Annotated in this window: 20 protein-coding genes; 10 read left to right on the top strand and 10 right to left on the bottom strand. The window is 46.1% G+C overall.

The genetic code is table 11. From position 1 onward, the window contains the following. The first annotated feature begins 43 nt into the window (after positions 1-43). From GXP65_RS11115 to GXP65_RS11090, 6 genes are read left to right on the top strand one after another with little or no spacing between them, the layout of a single operon-like run. Positions 44-457: an NUDIX domain-containing protein gene (locus tag GXP65_RS11115; RefSeq protein ID WP_162092794.1), complete on the top strand. Its 414-nt coding sequence runs from the start codon at positions 44-46 to the stop codon at positions 455-457. Beyond that, complete coding sequence (locus GXP65_RS11110) at positions 447-863, top strand: NUDIX domain-containing protein (RefSeq protein ID WP_162092793.1); 417 nt, start codon at positions 447-449, stop codon at positions 861-863. The genes GXP65_RS11115 and GXP65_RS11110 overlap by 11 nt, the downstream gene beginning before the upstream one ends. Beyond that, on the top strand, positions 860-1,330 hold the full coding sequence (locus tag GXP65_RS11105; protein WP_162092792.1) for a hypothetical protein: 471 nt from the start codon (positions 860-862) through the stop codon (positions 1,328-1,330). Before GXP65_RS11110 ends, GXP65_RS11105 begins: the two co-directional genes overlap by 4 nt. A 2-nt stretch (positions 1,331-1,332) precedes the next feature. Next, complete coding sequence (locus GXP65_RS11100; protein ID WP_162092791.1) at positions 1,333-1,875, top strand: hypothetical protein; 543 nt, start codon at positions 1,333-1,335, stop codon at positions 1,873-1,875. Positions 1,876-1,926: 51 nt separating this feature from the next. Further along, the gene (locus GXP65_RS11095; RefSeq protein WP_005427791.1) at positions 1,927-2,307 is read left to right on the top strand and encodes a hypothetical protein; all 381 of its coding nucleotides are present in this window, start codon (positions 1,927-1,929) and stop codon (positions 2,305-2,307) included. 38 nt (positions 2,308-2,345) lie between these two features. Then, on the top strand, positions 2,346-2,564 hold the full coding sequence (locus tag GXP65_RS11090; protein WP_005528408.1) for a hypothetical protein: 219 nt from the start codon (positions 2,346-2,348) through the stop codon (positions 2,562-2,564). Positions 2,565-2,570: 6 nt separating this feature from the next. Here the strand turns inward: GXP65_RS11090 and GXP65_RS11085 are convergent, their stop codons facing one another. After that, a complete protein-coding gene (locus GXP65_RS11085) occupies positions 2,571-2,783 on the bottom strand; it encodes a hypothetical protein (protein WP_240334989.1) in 213 nt (70 codons plus the stop codon). 8 nt (positions 2,784-2,791) lie between these two features. Beyond that, entirely contained in the window at positions 2,792-3,610 is an 819-nt protein-coding gene (locus GXP65_RS11080) for a sterol desaturase family protein (RefSeq protein WP_162092789.1), read from the bottom strand. Positions 3,611-3,793: 183 nt separating this feature from the next. Here GXP65_RS11080 and GXP65_RS11075 point away from each other — a divergent pair, with 183 nt between their 5' ends. Both GXP65_RS11075 and nagK read left to right on the top strand, forming a co-directional pair. Beyond that, entirely contained in the window at positions 3,794-4,543 is a 750-nt protein-coding gene (locus GXP65_RS11075) for a tRNA-uridine aminocarboxypropyltransferase (protein WP_162092788.1), read from the top strand. Positions 4,544-4,715: 172 nt separating this feature from the next. After that, complete coding sequence (gene nagK / locus GXP65_RS11070) at positions 4,716-5,624, top strand: N-acetylglucosamine kinase (RefSeq protein ID WP_162092787.1); 909 nt, start codon at positions 4,716-4,718, stop codon at positions 5,622-5,624. Positions 5,625-5,789: 165 nt separating this feature from the next. Here the strand turns inward: nagK and GXP65_RS11065 are convergent, their stop codons facing one another. The 6 genes from GXP65_RS11065 to GXP65_RS11040 all read right to left on the bottom strand — a co-directional run bounded on the left by GXP65_RS11065 (position 5,790) and on the right by GXP65_RS11040 (position 10,757). Then, positions 5,790-6,056 carry a DUF2960 domain-containing protein gene (locus tag GXP65_RS11065; RefSeq protein ID WP_005377584.1) on the bottom strand — a complete coding sequence of 89 codons (267 nt, stop codon included), beginning with the start codon at positions 6,054-6,056 and terminating at the stop codon, positions 5,790-5,792. Positions 6,057-6,130: 74 nt separating this feature from the next. Further along, positions 6,131-7,909, bottom strand: a complete 1,779-nt coding sequence (locus GXP65_RS11060; RefSeq protein ID WP_162092786.1) for a bifunctional molybdopterin-guanine dinucleotide biosynthesis adaptor protein MobB/molybdopterin molybdotransferase MoeA — start codon at positions 7,907-7,909, stop codon at positions 6,131-6,133. Further along, entirely contained in the window at positions 7,906-8,493 is a 588-nt protein-coding gene (mobA, locus tag GXP65_RS11055; RefSeq protein WP_005441549.1) for a molybdenum cofactor guanylyltransferase MobA, read from the bottom strand. Before mobA ends, GXP65_RS11060 begins: the two co-directional genes overlap by 4 nt. Continuing rightward, positions 8,471-9,190: an energy-coupling factor ABC transporter ATP-binding protein gene (locus tag GXP65_RS11050; RefSeq protein WP_005441550.1), complete on the bottom strand. Its 720-nt coding sequence runs from the start codon at positions 9,188-9,190 to the stop codon at positions 8,471-8,473. Before GXP65_RS11050 ends, mobA begins: the two co-directional genes overlap by 23 nt. Positions 9,191-9,233: 43 nt before the next feature. Then, positions 9,234-9,932 (bottom strand): ABC transporter permease, encoded by a 699-nt coding sequence (locus GXP65_RS11045; RefSeq protein WP_005427748.1) that lies wholly within the window; start codon positions 9,930-9,932, stop codon positions 9,234-9,236. Positions 9,933-9,938: 6 nt separating this feature from the next. Beyond that, positions 9,939-10,757, bottom strand: a complete 819-nt coding sequence (locus tag GXP65_RS11040; protein WP_005441551.1) for a substrate-binding domain-containing protein — start codon at positions 10,755-10,757, stop codon at positions 9,939-9,941. Between the two features lie 343 nt (positions 10,758-11,100). On the opposite strand from GXP65_RS11040, the gene GXP65_RS11035 reads away from it, so the two are divergent. Together GXP65_RS11035 and GXP65_RS11030 are read left to right on the top strand one after the other, a co-directional pair. Then, the gene (locus GXP65_RS11035) at positions 11,101-12,552 is read left to right on the top strand and encodes a sigma-54 dependent transcriptional regulator (protein WP_005427691.1); all 1,452 of its coding nucleotides are present in this window, start codon (positions 11,101-11,103) and stop codon (positions 12,550-12,552) included. Further along, positions 12,542-14,584 (top strand): cache domain-containing protein, encoded by a 2,043-nt coding sequence (locus tag GXP65_RS11030; RefSeq protein ID WP_162092785.1) that lies wholly within the window; start codon positions 12,542-12,544, stop codon positions 14,582-14,584. The genes GXP65_RS11035 and GXP65_RS11030 overlap by 11 nt, the downstream gene beginning before the upstream one ends. Positions 14,585-14,684: 100 nt before the next feature. Here the strand turns inward: GXP65_RS11030 and GXP65_RS11025 are convergent, their stop codons facing one another. After that, on the bottom strand, positions 14,685-15,563 hold the full coding sequence (locus GXP65_RS11025) for a mechanosensitive ion channel domain-containing protein (protein ID WP_005427576.1): 879 nt from the start codon (positions 15,561-15,563) through the stop codon (positions 14,685-14,687). 2 nt (positions 15,564-15,565) lie between these two features. Then, positions 15,566-17,911 carry an ATP-binding protein gene (locus tag GXP65_RS11020; protein WP_162092784.1) on the bottom strand — a complete coding sequence of 782 codons (2,346 nt, stop codon included), beginning with the start codon at positions 17,909-17,911 and terminating at the stop codon, positions 15,566-15,568. Positions 17,912-18,133: the final 222 nt, after the last annotated feature.

Genomic DNA, 18,133 nt, shown 5'->3' with positions numbered 1-18,133 from the left:
CAAGGTTGTTAGAATATTCCGCTCAGTCAACGGAGTGAGATAAATGCCAGAGCGAGCAAGTCTGATATTAATAAACGATCATGGGGAGGTTTTATTGATTGAACGAGTGAAGAGCGATAAACACTATTGGGTGTTTCCTGGCGGTAGTGTAGAGGATGGTGAGAGTCTTCCTGAAGCGGTGAAACGCGAAGCTCTAGAAGAGACCTCTATAGAGCTGAAATCGCTCACACCTGTGTTTCAGATTCAAAATCAAGGCAGAATGGATCATTACTTCTTATCAAATATCAGCTCAGCTACCACAACGCTAGGTTATGGCCCCGAGCAACAAAGGCAATCAGCTTCCAATCAATATATTTTGAGATGGGTGAGTTTTACTGAGCTAGCCGTGCTTCCTCTGTTTCCAGTTGAAGCGAAACAAATATGCCTTCAGAGCGAGGAGGTATTCATTGGTCGATAAAGTGTGTCCTCTGGTGTTACGAAAACAAAACCGCGAGATACTTCTTTTCAAACATCCTCTTGCGGGCGTTCAGTTGGTTAAAGGCACTGTTGAACTCTTCGATTGCGACTTCTTAAGTGCGGCAAAAAGAGAATTGGCAGAAGAGTCGGGCATCGAAATGGTCAATCAAACAACCTACTTAGGGGCTTGGGAGAGTGGGTTTCAAGAGCAACGTTGGCATTTCGTTTTGTGTGAGTGTGAAGCGTTGCCGGAACATTGGGTCTTCCACACTCAAGATGATGGTGGGCATGATTTCGAATTCTTTTGGCATGAAGTTGCGAAAGACATTTCTTCCTGCGCCCATCCTGTTTTTCAGCGTGCTCTAGAGCAGGTTCGTGAGTTGCTCCGACTTGGAGAAATGAAGTGAACGTTGAAATTGGTAATCACACGAATGCAGAGTTGCTTCAAGAACTCAAAGAACAACACATTCAATTCAATCCGTTTGCATTGCAGCTGTTTGAAGACAAAATGATACAAACCAAACAAAGTGCCCAGACATTGTCTGTACTGGTAACAACGCCTTTGGATTTGGGGGCACCTTTTGGCGCAACGCTGGCTGAGCTTCTTGATCATGCAGCTCTGAAAGGGCTAGAGCCTTGTCCGCTCGCCGTCGCACCATACTTGTTACTTCAAGGTATTTCTCTCACAAAAGGTGAATACGTAACGCTCGCTTCTTTGCCTCTAGCTAAAGAGGATACCTATCCTAGAGGTTTGTATCTGCGTAAGCGGGATGATGGTTTGTGGCTAAGAGGCTACCGATGTGATGATGATTTTATTTTTCCGCCTTCAATGAAGTTTGTGTTCATTGACTTAAAAGCACCACAAGAGGGATAACCTTGACCTACGTTTACCATCGCGTACCAAGCAACTTGACGGGAGACCGATTAAAACCTCTTAACTGCTTGAAAGCATCACACCCGAACTTGTATCAACAACATGTCCAGAAATACGAGTATCGCCCGCAAGCTCTACAGCGTCGTGTTCATGGATTAGATTGCTATTGGAATGACGTGCTTCACTTTACGCCGATTCATCCGGTTAAGGTATTAGAGGGATTTAGAAAGTGCGGCCTTGAGACGACAACGCTAGGTCGTTGGTTTCGATTTGATGTGAGAGAACTCGGCTTTGATCAAACCAATACCGTGATTTTCTGGTCGCCCAATCAAGAATTTGGTGATTGGAAAGAATCAAAAGAGGATTTTATGCCTTACAGAGAGACCGAGCTTTCACAACTCAGCGAACTTCCGAGCAAAACGCTATGCTTTTATCAGGAGCGAATCGATAAGGAAAAAGTGCCATTGTTATTCTTTCGTACCCCTCACGTACTGTTTAAAGGCACTGTCGCTCTCAAAAATGGCGTCGAAATTACAATTATTTAGCTGATTTCTATATGCTTTGCGCATTCATTCAGATAAGGAAAGGAAACGATAATGGATAAATTCGTACTGTTTCTCCTATGCCTTTGCCTGACAGTGGGTGGTGTCATCCACATTTACGACAATATTGTCGATGGCTTTTTGCCTTACGATTTTGCCCCAGGCTGGTTAAATATGTATTGGAGTGCGCTTGGCCTCCTTGATTTGCTTGCCGTGTATTTGTTGATCAAGCATCGCCGAACAGGGCTGGTTTTACTGTTATTGATCATGTTGAGCAGCGTTGGCTTCAACTCTTATGCGCACTATGGATTAGGCGTACTAGAGAGCAGTGGACAACTACAGTGGCAAACGTTGTTGTTAGGATTTTCTATTGGAGTATCTATCTGGCTGTGGAATTCGCAAAAGCAGCGCCGATCACGTCAGATATTCCGTTAATTCTTTAGACGTTACGTATTTTTCAACAGGGAAGTGTTATGGATAATTTTAAGGAGCTAGCAAGCTTCGGCATTTTTGCAGCGTTATCAGGCTTTAGTTTTGGCGCCATCTTTTTTGGGATCGCGTTTGTATATTCGGCCATCAACAAACAACAAGACGTGAGTGTACTCGCCATTTCGTCGATTATCTTGGGCATTATCGGCTTGTTTGTTGGCGTGACCCAGTCAAATAAAAAACGCGATTTGATTAAAGCTTAACGGTTTTTATTCAATCCGAAGTACATTGGGATGAGTTGCGGTCGCGTGCTCGTGATACATATCATCTAGGTAGGTCAGCAACTCGTCCTCATCGAGAAAGGGCGGCACTACAAAGTCTCTTATTGGGCGCTTTATCGAAGCTTCCGAATCGATATAAAGCGCCCAAATCCCATCTTTGCATTCAGCAAGCATGATCTTTCCGAACACATTCACTTTCATTGAACTGCTCATGAGGAAGACTTTTTCTTGTAACGAAATGGCTGGGTAATCAGTTTATCTAATCTTTGCTCGTCTTTGTCGCGAATCTCTGGAACACCAATCACAACATCATCATGACCTAATTCCGGTTGAGCGCGGTAAGTGCCAAACAAACGATCCCATATCGACAAGAAGAAACCAAAGTTTGAATGTGTCTCGCGCACGATGACAGAGTGGTGCACTCGGTGCATGTCCGGCGTCACAACCAATTTGCGTAACTTCGCATCCCAAGGTAGTGGTAGCTTTGCATTGCTATGGTTAAACATCGCGCTGGCATTCAATACGATCTCAAATACCACGATGGCGATCGGAGACACACCCAAAGCAAACACCGCAGCGATTTTTACAATCATTGAGAGAATGATTTCTATCGGGTGGAATCGTGTCCCGGTTGTGACATCGATATCCAAGTCAGCATGATGCATGCGGTGAAGCTTCCATAGCGGTTTAACTCGATGGAAGACTAAATGCTGTAGGTAGATGATGAGATCGAGTAGCACAACGGCTATCAGCACATGTAACCAAGTCGGCAAGGCGAGTGCATTGAGTAGACCCCATTGGTTTTCATAAGCGATGATGGCTGCTTGGAAAGCGGCGATAGGCATCACAACGGCAACAATGACACTATTTAGCGCGACCAATGTGAGGTTGTTAAACCAGCGAAATGAACGGTCGACGGTCAACTGCTTTCTTGGTAGCTTGTTTTCCCAAAGGGTACACAGCAACAAAACACCAATAAAGATGCTGAGTCGTAGCCAAGAAGGGTCGTTAAATGCTGTTTCAGTCACGCTAATTTCCTTGATTGATTCGCTTATTTGTTAAGACCTTAAGACTCCACCGTATCTTTCACCGAGAAGAAAGGAATGTGAATATCAGTCCGTTTACGAGCATTTCTTGAGACTAACTGGCGATGCAAGTAGAATCGCGCTCTACTTCATACATGCACTTATTCTAACTGGCACTTTCTATCCATGAGAATCCACGCTTTCCATTGTTTATATCAGCACCGTCAATCTATCTCAACGAAGCCGTTTAACGCTCGTGGCTGTAAAGTGGTTCGCTGTCCATATTGTCAGGTTTCTGAGCAATATTGTTTGTGCGACATTCAGCCTAACATCGAATCCAATATTGCCTGCATGCTGATCGTATCAGAAAACGAAGTGTTCAAGCCGAGTAATACCGGGCGTTTAATTGCTGATACGATTCAAGAGACCTACGTGTATCAATGGAATCGTACTGAGCCTTCTCAAGAGATGCTCGTACTGCTAGAAAACGATGCTTATCAACCTGTGGTTGTCTTCCCTGCAGATTACGTGGATGAGCCTGAACGTTTGTTGGATGGTTTGAATCCAGAGCGTTTGAAGGCATCCGATTGTTCGGACAAAAAATGGTTACTGATCTTCATTGATGGCAGTTGGCGTGAGGCGCGTAAGATCTTCCGCCGTTCAGAGTTTCTTAAATCTTTGCCTGTGCTTTCCATTGAGCCTGAATCATTGTCTGAATACATCATGCGCCGCTCGGACAACGAGCAGCATTTGTCTACTGCAGAAGTCGCGACGTTAGTATTCAAACAGGCAGGTGAAGAGCAAGCTTCGGAGTGCCTGCAATTGTGGTTTGAAGCCTTCCGTGAAACCTACATGCTGACGAAAACTCGCGTAAAAACCGACTGGTCTCGACCGCATCTGAAACGTTTCAAAGAGTGGGCTAAAATCGAGAGCTAACTCTAAGGAATGAACTTTTGTTGATGGCTTGTTGTTCAACTGGCTTCAATGAGGGGATAAATCTGCATTCGGTCACGGTTTGCAGGCGTACAGATATGGATAATGCCTAAAGTTTATCTTTTTGACTCCAGCATATTTTGGGAGTCGTTTGAGCATTTTAGGAGAGAATTGCATGTATTACGGCTTTGATGTCGGTGGCACTAAAATCGAGTTTGGTGCGTTTAACGAAAAACTTGAGCGTGTAGCAACTGAACGTGTACCAACACCAACAGACAACTACGACTTGCTGGTAGAAACCATCGCAGGACTGGTTAACAAATACGATGCGGAATTTGGTTGTGAAGGTACGATTGGTCTTGGCCTTCCTGGGATGGAAGATGCGGATGACGCAACTGTACTAACGGTTAACGTACCTGCAGCAAAAGGCAAACCACTTCGTGCTGATCTTGAAGCAAAAATCGGTCGCAGCGTAAAAATTGAAAACGATGCAAACTGTTTCGCGCTTTCTGAAGCATGGGATGAAGACCTTCAAGACGAACCATCTGTACTAGGTTTGATCCTTGGTACGGGTTTTGGCGGCGGCTTTATCTACGAAGGTAAAGTATTCTCTGGCCGTAACCACGTAGCGGGTGAGGTAGGCCATACACGTCTTCCTATCGATGCATGGTTCCACCTAGGCGACAACGCACCTCTACTAGGTTGTGGTTGTGAAAAGAAAGGTTGTCTAGATAGCTACCTATCTGGTCGTGGTTTCGAGCTTCTTTACGCGCATTATTACGGCGAAGAGAAGAAAGCGATCGACATTATCAAAGCAAACGCAGAAGGCGAAGCAAAAGCGGTTGAGCACGTTGAGCGCTTTATGGAGCTTCTTGCAATCTGTTTCGCGAACCTGTTTACTGCGACTGACCCACACGTTGTTGTACTAGGCGGCGGTCTATCTAACTTCGAACTGATTTACGAAGAGATGCCAAAGCGTATTCCTAAGTACCTGCTTTCTGTCGCGAAATGTCCAAAGATCATCAAAGCAAAACATGGTGATTCAGGTGGCGTACGTGGTGCTGCGTTCCTAAACATCAAATAATCGTCTGAGTTTTCGGTAAGCGAAAATACATAAGACCTATATTGAAAGCTTCGTTTTCCTTTAAGGTGAAACGGGGCTTTTTACTTATAGAGTACGAACAAAAAGAATAGGTATAAAAAACTCGCGACGAATCGCGAGTTTTTGTTTTGGTCTGTGTAGTTTGGCTTATTTGTTCTTTTTACCTACGCCCAAGTTTTCTTTTTGAGCTAGGGTGATCTTGCTAAAGCCTAATTTTCTGAAGTAGTTATCACGGTAGTTACGCACCGCTTTAGTATCAGATACTGCTTCAATTTGTTGCTCCATCTTTAGGAACTCAGTGATGTCGATACCTTCGGCTTCTGCAACCGCTTCTTGAATGTTGCGGTGTTGCTGGTACGAGAACGTCAGTTCTTTGTCTTGGTCTTTGTAAGTGTAAAGAATGGTGCGAGCCATAGCTGTCTCTCTGAAAAATTTTTCTGTAATCAATAAAAAGGCCAGACATGCTGACCTTTGAATTCTGAATTGGCCTAGATTCTGCCTTGAAGCGGGATAATTGTCACGCTTTCTCCCGCTTTTACTGTGTCAACAGCAGGGGAGATTTCGATCAAACAGTTTGCCTCACTCATTGAACGTAAAATACCAGAACCTTGTTTGCCCGTTGTGCACACCGTTAGGCGACCTGTTTCGTCTAGTTCGTAGATACCGCGACTAAACTCGGTACGACCTTGGCGAGAGCGCAGATTTTCTGTTGCAATGGCACTGACTTTGAGTGGCTTCCAACCTTGTTCACCTTGCATCTTACGCAGCGCAGGCTCAACAAAGTTAATGAATGAAACCATCACAGCCACAGGGTTACCCGGTAAACCGAAGAAAGGCTTATCGTTGATTTGACCGAACGCAAGTGGACGACCTGGGCGCATGTTGATACGCCAGAAATCAATTTGTCCCAGCTTATCCAATGCCAGCTTAATGTAATCTGCATCGCCAACGGATACGCCGCCAGAAGTCATCACTACGTCGGCTTGCGCAGAAGCATTTTCGAGCGCTTCAATCATTAATTGCTCGTTATCTTCTAGGATACCGAAATCCAAAATTTCACAGCCAAGTTTCTCTAACATGCCCATGATAGTGAAACGGTTTGAATCGTAGATTGAATTCGCTTTCTGTTCTGTGCCTGGCGCTTGAACTTCGTCACCGGTAGAGAACACAGCAACTTTCAACTTGCGGAACACGTTCGCTTCTCCAAAACCAAGAGAAGCAATCATGCCCATCTCAGGGGAGGTTAGGCGAGTGCCTGCGGTAAACACATCGCTACCAATTGCTAAGTCTTCACCTGCTTGGCGAACGTTTTGACCAGTTTTGATGCTCGCACCATTGAACGTGACAGTATCGCCATCCTGTTTCGCTTGCTCACGCATAACAACGGTATCACCATTGATAGGTGTTGGTGCGCCCGTCATGATCTTAACCGCTTGACCAACTTCCAAAGGCTGATCGTAAGCGTGACCTGCCATCACTTCAGCAACCACTTGGTAGCTTTCACGCTCGACGTCATCACCGCGAATCGCGTAACCGTCCATCGCTGAGTTTGTGTATTGCGGAACATTCACTGGTGACACAACATGATCTGCAAGCACACGGCCGTATGCATCTTCAATCTTGCATGCTTCGGTTTCAGAAACCGTGTTTACCAACGAAAGGATCTTTTCTTGTCCTTGAACCACAGAAAGGAAAGCTGGAGAAAGGGTATCGCAGCAAGCGGCTTCTTTCTCTTTACTCTTTGGTGCTTTCGCTTCTTGAACATACCGAATAACGAACTGGGCAATTGCTTCAAGATCGTTGATGTTCATTTGTGGCAGATCAGAATCCAATTCGCCGCTGTCTGAAGCAATCGCGATGATGTTTTCATCATTTGGATGAAGCCAAGGCTTGCCGACTTCTTCACGGTGCAATTCGATCTTAGGAAAGGCAATGTTTTTGCAGCCTTCCACTAAAACCACGTCTAGTTTGTCTTCGTCGAAACGCGTCAGTAGGTAATCAAACTCCGATTCTGACTCTGGTGTTTCTGTCATCAGTGCGAAGCGGTTACGAGAAGAGATCAGCATTTGCGATGCGCCTGCTTTACGTAGGCGGTGGCTGTCTTTGCCCGGTTGGTCGACATCGAAGTTATGGTGTGCGTGCTTTAGCATACCGATGCGTAAACCCGCGTCGGTCAACTTTGGTAGCAATGCTTCAAGTAGCGTAGTTTTGCCCGTGCCAGAGTAAGCAGCAAAACCAAGAATAGGGATGTTTAGCGTGTGTTTCATGATTCGAGTTGTCCAAATTGCGCCAGTTCTTCAGGCGTATTTAAGTTGACGAAACAGTTTGGTGAGTCGCTAAAGTCAACGTAACTGGTGTTGCACTCTTTGTAGAGTAGGATGATCTTACGATCGCCACGTTCTAAAAACGCGGTCAGCTTTGGCAGTACGCGCTTGTGGTAAAGCGTGAAGACAGGCTGCTGGTGGTCGCCATCATGAGCAACCAAAATATCGGTGTCTTCTTTTACTGCATTGCAAAAACGTTCAACAAGATCAGTGTTGATTTGTGGGCTGTCGCAAGGGACGAAGCCAACCCAATCGGTTTCTGCATGAACCAAGCCCGCGTGGATACCGCCCATCGGACCTGGGAAATCTTTAAATTGATCGCTGAAGACGAAACCAAACGCACGGTAGGCGTCTTGGTTTCGGTTCGCATTGATTAGAATGCGTGGTGTTTGCGGAGATAAACGTTCGATAACGTGTTCGATGAGTGGCTTCTGATTCAGTTCGATCAGACCTTTGTCTTTTCCACCCATGCGGCTGGCTTGACCACCAGCCAAAATGACCCAACTAGTTTGTGTTGGCTGAAGCATATGCGTTCTCTTGGGATGTTTCTTTTGGTATGACATACAAGAGTGGAGACTCTACCAAAGTCTTGTCTTTAATCCACCACTGTTTTTTACATAAATCCGTCAACGCGTTCGCTTGGTGGCTAGTCACAACAATACTAGAACCGCGATCAAGCAGATCTTTTGCCATGATAACCAGACGTTCAATCGACTCTTGGTCGAGAGAGGCACTTGGTTCGTCCATCAACAAAATCGATGGTTTTAAGATCCAAGCTCGTGCCATTGCTACGCGTTGCTTTTCACCGCCGGACAATACAGAGATGTGTTCGTCGGCTAAGGTTTCTAACCCTACCATGCGCAGCGCACTAATAACTTGAGCTCGCTTATCTTTTGCCGTGTCTTGTTGATATTTAACTCCATAAACGACGTTTTCATACACAGTGCCGTCAAAAAGGTAAGGAGACTGATGGAGATAAATCACGTCAACACGACCATTGCGACGTGTCCACTTCTTCAACCAAGTATCTTTCGGTGCCACCACTTTACCCGTTGAAGGCTTGAGCAAACCTGCAAGGATCTTGAGTAGGGTGGTTTTACCAACGCCATTGTCACCTTTTAGGTAAATCGCGTCGTTTGGACCAATGGCCAATTCAGGGATGTGGAAAAGCACACGCTCTTTAAAGCGCATGGACAATTGCTCGGCGGTAATTTTTATAGTCATAATTCACCCTTACATTGGGTCGATGGCGAGTCGATTGCTTGCTTCATGTTCTTAGATAGCCTTTGCCTCTCATGCTCGATAAGAGGAAGTTGAGCGCTAACGCTAACGATAGTAATACAATTCCTAATGCAACTCCTTGCGCAAAAGCACCTTTACTACTTTCCATAGCAATGGCAGTCGGAATATTACGGGTTACGCCCATAATGTTGCCACCAACCATCATTGAACAGCCTACCTCTGTGACGATTCGTGAGAATCCCGCAATGATAGCCGCCAATAAAGGAAAACGTGTCTCCCAGATCATAGTAGCAGCGATACGAGGGATTGACGCACCTAACGTAATCGCTGTTTCAACTGCGCGACGGTCACTCGATTGAAGCGCACCGTGCATCATGGAAACCAGAACCGGAAAACAGACGATCATTTGTCCTAAGATCATGGCTTTTTGCGTAAACAGCATTTGCCAATCACCCAAAGGGCCTGCTCTTGAAAGCATCATGTACAGTAGCAAACCAATCACTACCGTTGGCACCGCCTGTAAGGTGTTCACAATGGACAGCAAGAACCACTTACCACGAAAGTCGGTGTAGGCGAGGACAAAAGACATCAAAATAGACGGCAATACCACCAAAGATATTGCCGTAATAGAAACACTAAAGGAGACCGCAACGATCTCCCATAGGTCTGCATCAAAATTCACCAGTAAGCGCAGGGCTTCTAGTGTTGTATCAGCAAGATTCATATTGCGTTATTTGCTCTCAGCATTCGCAACGAACAATTGTTTACCATTCAGACGGAAGCCATTGATCAGCTCTTGACCGCGTGGGTTCACCAACCAGTCACTGAAAGCCTTCGCACCTTGGTAGTTGATGGTTGGGTAACGCTCTGGGTTCACCAAAATCACTTGGTACGGGTTAAACAGTTTTTCGTCGCCTTGGAATAGAATCGCAAGATCCAATTTATTTTGGTAAGCCAACCAAGTGCCACGGTCAGTCATGGTGTAGCCTTGCATTTCTGACGCCATGTTTAGAGTAGGACCCATGCCTTGACCTACGCTGCGGTAGCCACCAAAGTTTGGTTCCATCTTAGTTTGCGCCCAGATGCCCAGTTCTTTTTTGTGTGTACCAGAATCATCGCCACGAGAGATGAATGTCGCGTCTTTGTTTGCGATCTCTTTGAATACGTCTAGTACTGACGCATCGTCTTTAACTTGTGCTGGGTCAGCTTTAGGGCCAACGATAACGAAGTCGTTGTACATCAGTTTACGTGGAAGGACGCCGTAGCCGTTCTCAACAAACACACCTTCTGCTTTAGGAGCGTGTGTCATAACCAAATCAACGTCGCCGTTTTCACCCATCTTCAGCGCTTTACCAGTACCAGCAGCGATGATATCCACTTTGTAGCCAGTGTCTTTTTCAAATTGAGGAAGTAGGTAGTCCAGTAAGCCAGAATGGTAAGTACTTGTTGTTGTCGCCAGGCGAATGTGTTCGCCATCTTGAGCTGAAAAAGCAGAGTAGCTTACAAGAGTGATTGACGTTGCAGCTAGAGTCAGCGCAATTTTTTTCATTTTAGTTGTTTCCTTTCCAATGATTCTTTGGCTTCTTAAGTCTTGGGTTACTAAAGAAGTCGCCAGAGCGTCAGAGAGCGCTCAAATCACAAGCCACCTTAGGGTGAGGGAGCGAGAAGCGATGGTATTGCATTGATGTCTCCCACATCCTGAGATCACTTGGACACTCCATATAGCAAACAAGATGCCAACATTTTACAAGCTCAAAATGTTTGATTTATGCGCTAATTCATGGACTTATTTGCATAAAAATTTGCGTTGGTACAAAATGTCGCACTTTTTGTAGGGTATCTCTATTTAAACTTGGTACACTCTGTCCCATTCCAATCCAACTGGGGTAAATATGTCTACTCAATCCCATATTAGTACAAACCAACAATACAACGCTTTTTCAGTACTGGTCGTTGATGACGAACTCGGTATGCAAGCCATCCTTAAAAAGGCGCTGGGCAAACTGTTTTCTCAAGTCGATACAGCGGGCAGCATTGAAGAAGCGGAAGAGCTACGTAACTCACGCCACTACGATTTGATTCTGTTGGATATCAACTTGCCGGGGCGTTCAGGGATTGAATGGGAAGAGGCGTTTGAAGATGACGACAAACGCGCGGATGTCATTTTTATGACCGGCTACGCGGATTTGGAAATTGCCATTCGAGCACTTCAGCTTGGTGCGTCGGACTTTATCCTCAAGCCGTTCAACCTAGAACAGATGCTGAAAGCGGTCAGTCGTTGTATGGATCGTCGTTTGAACGAGCGCATGCAATACGCGATGAAGCGTGACTATCAGCGTCACAACACCTCAGAGATTATTGGCGGCTCGGAAAAAACTCGCCAACTCAAACAGTTGATTACGCAATTTGCACCGTCTCGTGCGTCTGTATTAGTAGAAGGCGAGTCGGGCACGGGTAAAGAACTGGTAGCGAGAGGCATTCACCAAGCAAGTGGTCGAACAGGTCCATTCGTCCCACTTAACTGTGGCGCGATTGCACCAGAGCTTTTAGAGAGTGAGCTATTCGGCCATACCTCAGGGGCTTTTACAGGCGCTAAGAAATCTCGCGAAGGTCTTTTCCGCGTAGCCAATGGCGGCACATTATTCCTTGATGAAATCGGTGAGATGCCTTTATCCATGCAAGCATCACTGCTGCGTGTATTAGAGCAGCGCACCATTCGTCCGGTAGGTTCTGAGCGTGAAATCAGCATTGATGTTCGTATTGTCGCGGCGACCAACCGCAACCTCCAAGAAGAGGTCAACAAAGGTAACTTCCGTAGCGACCTTTACTACCGTTTGAACGTGTTGAAGATCGAAGTTTCCCCTCTGCGTGAGCGTAAAACTGACTTGTTTGAACTGGTTCCATACTTCAGCAACATGCTGACCAGTGAACTGGGTATGCAAGCACCGAAGTGGGCTCATGAAGATATGGAAGCCATGAGTGAATACGATTGGCCGGGCAACATTCGTGAGCTTAAAAACCTCATTGAACGTTGCATTCTGCTAGGCAAACCGCCTGCACATCACTGGCGCGAACTCAATGGCGGTCATGCTTTACCTAATGTTTCCATTACCGTGTCACACAGTGAAGAATTGCCAACCTTCAAAGAGGGTAAAGAGTTCTCTGGTGAAGGCTATCCAAACACTTGGACATTAAAAGAAGTGGAAAAAGCGCATATCCAACAATTGGTTAATTTGCACGAAGGCAACAAGTCGGCGGCGGCTCGAGATTTAGGAGTGGCACGAAAAACGCTAGAGCGCAAATACAAAGAGTGGGATTCTGAGGACGAGGATTATGCCGAGTAGTAGTTGGCAGCAACACAAAGGATTGTCTAAATGGACGTACCGATTCAAAACCATGGTGCGTTATCGACTGTTGATTTTGACATCTGCACCAATCTTCTTAACGCTGATAGCCCTTATTGGCATTACGATCTATTGGTCGATTCACTATACGTGGCAAAACGCGTTATTAGACGTTTCGGAGCGTTTGGGGGTCGCTAATAACAGCATTACGCTGCTGCAACAAAAGCAGGCGAACTACGTCAAATCGTTCGCGGACTCTTATGACTTCCGTACCCGAGTGAACCAAAATGTCCCACAAGCAGAGTTGCAAAAGTGGGTGACTGCGCAGAAAAAACGCTACGGTTTGGACTTTTTGTCCTTCCAACGTGTTAATTCGATGGAAAACAAATTCCGCTTTATGGATTTAACTAAGCGCGAATCTTTCTTCGATGTTCTGGACAGAAAAGAACTGGAAAGGCTAGACCCCGAACTCGCCAAACGTGCTGAAGTGCCGATTCTAAAAAGCGGTGGTGTGGAAGCGCGTGGCTTGGTGAGTCGAACCGTGATCCCAGTTTACAGCCAGCAGAATGACTTGATTGGCTTCTTAGATGGCGGTTTGCTGCTCAACAATAGCACGGTATTGGTCGATCAAATTCGTGATCTTATCTATTTGAGTGATCATGACACCCTCCGTCCAGTCGGGACTCTGACGGTATTTTTGGATGATCTTCGCGTCAGTACCAACGTTCCGTTAGACAGCGACCAACGTTTGGGGCGCGCTATCGGTACACGAGTAAGTTCTGAGGTATACAACAAGGTATTGGCGGAAGGTGAGCAATGGGTCGACCGCGCGTTTGTTTACGATGCTTGGTATATCACCGCTTATCAACCAATCAAAGACCAGTACGATAATGTCATTGGGATGCTCTACACCGGTTACTTGATGTGGCCATTTGTCAAAGCGTATATGACCAATATCGTTGAGATCAGCTTGATTACCTTAATGTTGCTCTTAGTTTCTGGCGTGATGGTGTATCGCGGCTCACGTGATCTATTCCGTCCAATCGAGCGCATCTACAAAGTCGTGAAGCTTGTCCAGTTGGGTAAAGAAAAGCGCATTGGCCCATTAGGGTTGGATGAACACCATGAGCTGGCTCAGTTAGCGCGCCAGTTCGACAACATGCTTGATGCTTTGGAAGATCGTAAAGTCGAGCTGAAGAACTCTGCCATGCAGCTAGAAGGTAAAGTTCAACAACGTACGGCGAGCTTGAAAGACAAAACTGAAGAGCTTGAACTTCATATTCAACTGCTTAACCAAACCCGTGACAAACTGGTCGTTAACGAAAAGCTTGCCGCACTGGGTGAGTTAACTGCGGGGATTGCCCACGAGATTAACAACCCAACCGCAGTGATTCTGGGTAACGTTGAATTGATTCAGTTTGAGCTAGGTGAAGAGGCAAGCCGCGTTCAGGAAGAGATTGATGCGATTCACGCTCAAATTGACCGTATTCGCAATATCACGCGCAGCTTGCTGCAATACAGCCGTCAGGGTGGCGTACAAGACGAAATTACGTGGCAACACGTGAATCCAATCATCGATGAGAGCATCACGCTGGTTAAAACCGGCACTAAGAAGCGCGACATCGAATTTGTCACCGATTTACAAGCCCATACTTCAGTTGAGATCAATCGCCATCACTTGCTGCAGATTCTGGTGAACTTGCAGATGAATGGCATTCACGCGATGGACGGCAAAGGCAAGCTAACCGTCGTGAGTGAAGATTGGATTGAAGACGGCGAACTGAAAGGTGCCGCGATTCATGTCACTGACGAAGGTTGCGGCATTAAGCCAGAAAACTTAAGCCGTATCTTCTCTCCGTTCTATACCACTAAACGCGATGGTACGGGTCTAGGGCTTTCGGTTTCGCAAAGTATTCTTAGTCAAACTGGCGGCGAGCTAAAAGCTGAATCGGAATGGGGCAAAGGCAGTACGTTCAGTATCTACCTTCCAAAGAAAGCCGAGCTATTGCTTGAGGTAACGAATATCGCTTAACCGGCGATTCCAATTAGCTAACGCGTAAAGAAAAGGGTCAGTGTAATCACTGACCCTTTTTGTATCTGTCCTTCTCTAAACGCGAGAGGAATACGTTGAATTAACCCGTATGCACTGCAATCTTCGGTGGATTGATGCCATGCTTCTTGAACTCTTTCATCACACGCAGAGTAATGTCGGTTTCAAATAGCTTCTCGTAGGCGGTGTCTACCACATAAGCCTTACACGTTAGCTGAATCGCCAAGTAGTTATCCGTAATGGTCTGCTTGACGAGAACCGTTACTGGCTTAGGTAGGTGGATATAACGACTTGAAGACGCCGCTTCCTGAATCAAGTCACGCGCTAACGTTATGTCTTCATTCATGCCGACATAAAACGGAATCACCACCTGCATATCCAGCGCGCCATAGTTACCGCTGACCACAACTTCACTCAAGAACTTGTTGTTTGGAATCGTAATGATGTCATCGGTTAGGGTACGCATACGCACTGAGCGCAAACCAATCGCAATAATATCGCCGTAGTTGCCTTCGAACGTGACGCGGTCACCAACTTGGAACGGGCGATCCACCATCACCGTCATACCCGCGATGAAGGATGCGGCTAGGTCTTTCAATGCGAAACCGACCGAAACCGCTAACGTACCACCAATCAAAGCAAGGATTTGATCGTTAATACGGAAGCTCATCATAAACACGACAGAACCAGCGGTTAAGTAGATAAAGAACTGCAAGAAAGATTGAAGCTTTTGCAGGACCATGCGGTATTGCACGAACTGGCTACCAATACTTTCTACCATCGAGTTCATGAACTTAAGCAATAGCCACGTTGAGGCAATCACAATGATGGAGAAGAACACGCCGCTCCAGCGAATTAGGCTGGCAATTTGCGAGATATTATCCACACTCGCGATCTCTTCAGTCGCCAATGCAGAGGTGCTTAATAGCGATAACGCTAATACGGTGAGTAGTTTTTTCATCGTTATTTCACCAATAAATGTTGACGGTCGAGAACGTTGGTAATGTGACGGAACCAATGATCCGACACGCGAGCTTTGTCTTCGCTCCACTCAATAAAGCCGCGGCTTTGGAAGTAGCGCAGAGTACCAATCACTTCCGCAATACTTAGCTGAGTACATTCAGACAGCTCTTCCGGCGATGCCACTTCAAGCTGAACAATTGAGCGCAGCACTGCCAGCATAGGCTTTGGCATTTTCTCTAGCTCTTGAGACTCTGGTGCGTGGAACAATCGAACCACCACTTGTTGCGTCTCTTTGTTCTGACGAAGAGACAGGCGGAAGAAACGTAGCGCAACCGTTGGATTACCATCTGAGTAATGCCACAGAATACGGTAGAAACCTTGCTTAGCACGTTCTTCTTCGGTGATGTCTTCTTGGTCCCATTGTTTAGGCACGACAAGACCATCAAACGTCACTGGGTTCTCAATCTCTTGGTTAATACGTGTATCAAACAGCGCAGACAGTTGTTTCTCGCTCCAACGCGGCATAAACGCCACCCAGTCAAACAACAAACGTTCGCCACGAGCACGGTCGACGAAACGCCAGCTCGCTTTCTCAATCGCCATGACAACACGATGGTTCTTCTTAGAGCGACGCAGTAGGTTCGTCAACTTAATCAAGTCGCCCAAACCGCCAACCATTGGCTTAACTAATCGTTGAGCATTATCGACCGCAATGAGGTAAGAAGTGTCGCTTTTACGTAGGACAGAAAGCACTTGAATCTCAGATGCGTCTTCTTCTAATCCTAATTGCAGAGCGAGCTCTGACAGTAGTTCACTGTAGCCTGCGTAAGGGCAGTTCAAGTAAATTGGTTCTGCATTTTTTACTTTACTCAGCATAGTGCGCAAGAAGGTTGTAGTACCGACGCCTCGCTCACCGGAAACAACGCAAACCGCAGGGCTGTCTGTGAGAAGGTATTTGGACAGCAGCTTGATTTCATCAGAAGCGTATTCCACCAATTCACTGTCTTCGCTACCAGGGAGGATATACTCGAACGTTTGTTCGCCTTTGATTCTCGCCAGATTGGTGTCGCCACCTTTATTGCCCGTTTGCTTGGCGACTTCGATGCGGAACAAGTACGCCAGCGCTTGGCTAAACATGGTGTAATTAGACAGCATTGCCACGATACGATGCTTGGAGCTGTGTAGTATGATCCACACTGCACAAATCGCAGTGCCAATGATACTCAGGAACAAAGTGTCTTTGCGGCGCAGAGACCAGTTTACCCAAACCGGACGGTCAGAAAGCTTCTCTGTGACTTCGAACACCTTTTTACGCCATAGGCGCAACACAGACAATGTCACCAAGACAAACCAGAAGAAAAGCGCACTGTAGATCCAAGAGTAGATGGTGCCTTTGCCTAGTGTTCGAATCGAGATTTGCAGAATCACACCCGCAACAATGGCGCTCCATACGTAACGACGAATGGTCGAAAGGCGTAGGGCAATGACTTCCTTACTAGTACTGCGACTGTTGCGGTAAGCAAATTCGAGGATGAAGCTAATTGCGATTGAACCACCCAGAACCCACCAAGTGAAGATTTCTAGAATGATTAAATGCTGCAAGCTTGGGATTTCTGATAGCACGCGCAGAGAGAGCGTAATGGCAATCAACCAAGCAATGGCTCTATGCGCACGGCTGAAATACCAAATCAAACGAACCCAAATTGGCGGCTTAGCGACGTTATCCAGTTGAGTCTCGCGGAATAGATTGATGATGCGCTTGCTATTGGTTAACCACCACACCAAACCGAAGTAGATGAACAGCACTTTGACGCCAGCCCAAACGACCGGGATTGGCGAAATTAGAATCTCCTTGATCAGAGATTTGAAAGCACGAATCTGGAAGAACACTAAGTATTCAACATTAAGCTGTGTTTGACGCCACTCTTGCTTAAACTGAGTCACACCGTATGGACCAAAACCGGTCAGTTTGTCATGCGTGATGGGATCAGTAAGTTCCAGCAAACGCTCTTTACTTTGTCCAAGGCTGTTCAGTGTCAGGTAGCTGGATTGCGTCTCAAACCATTCGCTGTCTTCACCGGACTCACGATAAGTCTGTAAGTGCTTATCAAAGATAAGGGTCTGTTTGCGCTGCTCGTTCATTACTGCATTGAGCAGTTGGTTGACCTTACGTTTGTCTTGGTCAGACATAAACAAAGGTTCTGGCAGCTTATTGATCTCCTGAGTGATCTCTTTTGCCACTGGCAGTATTTGAGGCTCAGGTTGGAATTCGTACTCCCACTCAGCGTGAGCAGGTAAAGAAAGCACGAGACCGACTAGCATTAAAATGCGCGCCATGAAATGCATAAAATTCTCTTAAAACTTATAAGGTTAGAGTTAGTGTAGTTGCTTTATCGCGATATGCGAGTTTTACCCATTAACCGTGTGCTATGTTGCGATTTGTTTTGAAAACTGACGTTTAATAAAAGCATAGCGTACGGAATTAATAAAAGGGGGCGCACTATAAACCCAATTTCATGGGTTATGTCAATGCTTAGTCATGACGAATTTTTGTCTCAAATTTGAGTC

This window comes from Vibrio sp. LB10LO1, from assembly GCF_010092875.1.
GTDB lineage: Bacteria > Pseudomonadota > Gammaproteobacteria > Enterobacterales > Vibrionaceae > Vibrio > Vibrio campbellii.
The sequence above is the reverse complement of the archived record's forward strand: the minus strand, read 5'-3'. Positions and strand labels throughout refer to the sequence as shown.